Source organism: Streptomyces sp. SID12501 (genome assembly GCF_010550245.1).
Taxonomy (GTDB): Bacteria; Actinomycetota; Actinomycetes; order Streptomycetales; family Streptomycetaceae; genus Streptomyces.
This window is the reverse complement of record NZ_JAAGLU010000639.1, coordinates 1-444: the sequence shown is the minus strand read 5'-3', so window position 1 is coordinate 444 and position 444 is coordinate 1. Positions and strand designations below refer to the sequence as shown.

Below are 444 nucleotides of genomic sequence, written 5' to 3'. Positions count from 1 at the left end.
TCGGTCGCCACGTGGCAGGCCGTGGGCGGTGCGGGCCTGCCGTCGCAGGCGTCGGCCGACGAGCAGACGGCCCGCGCCAAGATGCTCTACAACCGCTCGGGCGCCGGGCAGTGGCCGCACTGCGGCAAGAACCTGTTCAGCTGACCCGCTGACGCGTCCCGAAGGGCGGTCCGGCACGTCTCCCCGACGTCCCGGCCCGCCCTTCCCCGTCCCCGCCCCTGACCGCCGCCCACCCACCGCCGCCGCACCCCCCCGGCCGCCGCACCACCACCGTCGAACGCGGCCTTGTGCCGGTGGTGGCGCCTCATGAGCGGCCGAACCCCGCACCGGGCGGGGAGCGGGCTGGGTGGCGGGACGGGCGTGCTCGCGGACCGGGCACGGGCCGTCGGTCGTTAGGCTCGGGGGTCATGTCGGCGATCGCCCTGCTCGGGCCTGCGGAGATCC

General features: G+C 77.0%; 1 protein-coding gene. It reads left to right on the top strand.

What is annotated here, in order from left to right:
* Positions 1-144: transglycosylase family protein (locus G3I71_RS47675; protein WP_203733166.1), on the top strand; the 144-nt coding region annotated here is incomplete at its 5' end.
* Between the last annotated feature and the right edge of the window lie 300 nt (positions 145-444).